The following is a 2260-nucleotide window of genomic DNA, read 5'->3' as shown; positions in this document are numbered from 1 at the left end:
GCTCCTACAGGGGTACGCATTCCCATGTAGGAGCTGCCGCAGGCTGCGATCTTTTCAGGATCGAACCAATGTCAGCTGGCAGTGGCCAACAACAAATCCACCACCGAACGATGCCCGCGATGCTTGCCATGGTCATACAGCGACCCGGCAATTTCGTCGGCACGAATCGGCAGGATCGACAGCAAGGTATCGCTCAAACCGTGGCTGGCCTGGCAGAAGCCCTGCATATAAATGCCGGCCTTGCAGCGCTCGTCGGTGATCAGTTTGTAGTTGCGATCAACCTCGAAATCACCCAGGTACTGTTCCAGCGGCGCCAGCAATTTGCGGTGCATCTGGCGCTCGTAACCGGTGGCCAAAACCACCGCGTCGTAGTGACGAACCGTGACCTCGCCCGTGGCGTTATTACGCACGGCCAGTTCGATGCCGTGCTCGGTGGCGGTGGCTTTTTCGATGGTGGTCAGGGTGCGGAACACATGGCGGGCCACGCCCGACACTTTCTGGCGATAGAAGATGCCGTAGATGCGTTCGATCAGGTCGATGTCCACCACCGAGTAGTTGGTGTTGTGGTACTCGTTGACCAGGCGCTCGCGCTCGCTGCTGTCCTGGTTGAACACCAGGTCGGTGAATTCCGGCGAAAACACTTCGTTGACGAACGGGCTGTCGTCCGCAGGTTTGAGCGCCGAACCGCGCAGGATCATGTCCACCTGCACCGACGGGAAGCTGTCGTTCAAATCGATGAAGGCTTCCGCGGCGCTCTGCCCGCCGCCGATGATCGCGATGCTCATCGGTTGGTTATTCACACATGGCTGCTTGGCCATCTGCGCCAGGTATTGCGAGTGGTGGAACACGCGAGCATCACCCTTGAGCGCCTTGAACGCTTCGGGAATGCGCGGTGTACCGCCGGCGCTGACCACCACTGAACGGGCGGTGCGCACATGTTGATGACCTGTCGAATCGCGGGAAATCACCCGCAGTGCCTCGACCTGCTGGTTGTGCAGCACCGGTTCGATGGTCAGCACTTCTTCGCCATAACGGCTCTGTTTTTCGAACTGGCCGGCGACCCAGCGCAGGTAGTCGTTGTACTCCATGCGGCACGGATAGAAGGTGCCCAGGTTGATGAAGTCCACCAGACGGCCGTGGGCCTTGAGGTAATTGACGAAGGAGTAAGGGCTGGTCGGGTTACGCAGGGTCACCAGGTCCTTGAGGAAGGAAATCTGCAACTCGCTCTGGGTCGACAGTGTGTTGCCGTGCCAGCTGTAGTGCGCTTGCTTGTCGAGAAACAGTACATCCAGCTCGCCCTGGCTCGGCCCGCGCTCTTGCAAGGCGATGGCCAGCGCCAGGTTCGAAGGGCCGAAACCGACGCCGATCAGGTCGTGAACGATGGGCGATGCAATTGCCTGTGTCATTTCCAGTGTCCTCTGGATGAACCCCCGATCGAGGGGATAAGCCGAAGTGACCTGACCGGCCTTTGAGCAGGACAGCAAGTCGTTGATGAAGGGAACGAGGACAGTGAAATAAAATTTAACGTTTCAACGAATCAGCACAACTCAATGCGCATCCCATTGCAGCATGCGCACCCGGCAATGCTTCATCGCATTGACAATGTGCTTCTCCACCAGCGCCTTGGAAATCCCCAGGTGTTCGGCGATTTCCGGGTGGGACAGGCCTTCTATCTTGCGCAGCAGAAAACTTTCGCGACACAGCCGGGGCAACTCCGCCAATGCGCGCTGGAGCATGTCCAGGCGCTGGCCATGATCGAGGCTGCTTAAAGGAGAGGGACTGAAATAACGTTCTTCGTTATCAAGCACGTCCAGCGGCTCGGCCTGGCGCAGGGCATTGCGTCGATGATCGTCGATCACCAGGTTCAGTGCGGTGCGATAAAGAAATGCCCGGGGCTGCTCGATCGGCGTGTCGCTGGAACGCTCCAGGACGCGCAGATAAGCGTCATGCACCACATCTTCGGCAACTTGGCGGTTGCCGAGCTTGGCGTTCAGGAAACACACCAGCTCTCGATAGTAGTTTTCCAACATGACTCCAGCACGGGTTTCTGTCCTTGAACCCACTCATCGCCCCTGAAAAAAGGCAGTGGCACGATAGTGGCAATTTGAGGTGCGTAATTTATAGTAATTCTCATGTAGATTTAAAGCGTTGCTTTGGATTGCCGATGAAAAACTCAAATTCACTGCTTCCCGTGTAGGAGCTGCCGCAGGCTGCGATCTTTTGATTTGCTTTTAAAAACAAGATCAAAAGATCGCAGCCT

At 57.0% G+C, this 2260-nt stretch carries 2 protein-coding genes; both read right to left on the bottom strand.

The window, feature by feature from the left end:
- Positions 1-71 precede the first annotated feature (71 nt).
- Entirely contained in the window at positions 72-1406 is a 1335-nt protein-coding gene (locus tag ACRESJ_RS21200; protein WP_431759646.1) for a lysine N(6)-hydroxylase/L-ornithine N(5)-oxygenase family protein, read from the bottom strand.
- 141 nt (positions 1407-1547) lie between these two features.
- The gene (locus tag ACRESJ_RS21195) at positions 1548-2030 is read right to left on the bottom strand and encodes a sigma-70 family RNA polymerase sigma factor (RefSeq protein ID WP_431759645.1); all 483 of its coding nucleotides are present in this window, start codon (positions 2028-2030) and stop codon (positions 1548-1550) included.
- Between the last annotated feature and the right edge of the window lie 230 nt (positions 2031-2260).

Source organism: Pseudomonas sp. (genome assembly GCF_050739655.1).
In the GTDB taxonomy this organism is placed as follows: Bacteria; Pseudomonadota; Gammaproteobacteria; order Pseudomonadales; family Pseudomonadaceae; genus Aquipseudomonas.
Note: the sequence above shows the minus strand (reverse complement) of the source record. Positions and strands in the feature narration are given on the sequence as shown.